Origin of the sequence: Citrobacter sp. TBCS-14 (assembly GCF_005280805.1) — a bacterium.
Lineage (GTDB): Bacteria > Pseudomonadota > Gammaproteobacteria > Enterobacterales > Enterobacteriaceae > Citrobacter > Citrobacter gillenii.
In genome coordinates this window covers 1-206 of sequence record NZ_SZWM01001146.1, presented here as the reverse complement: position 1 = coordinate 206, position 206 = coordinate 1, and the positions used below count along the sequence as shown (strand labels likewise).

Annotated in this window: 1 pseudogene; it reads left to right on the top strand. The window is 46.1% G+C overall.

Features of this window, described 5'->3' with window-relative positions:
* Positions 1–206 (top strand): annotated as a pseudogene (locus FDX22_RS24475) (propionate/acetate kinase); the annotation flags it as partial.

Here is a 206-nt window from a genome sequence, read left to right as displayed (position 1 = left end):
TTTAATGGACAGCGTGGCCTTAATTGGCCACCGCATTGCCCACGGCGGAAATATCTTTACCGAATCAGCCATTATTACTGATGAAGTTATCGAAAATATCCGCCGGGTCTCTCCTTTAGCACCGTTACATAATTATGCGAACTTAAGCGGAATCGAATCTGCTCAGCATCTTTTCCCAGGCGTGCAGCAGGTTGCGGTATTTGATA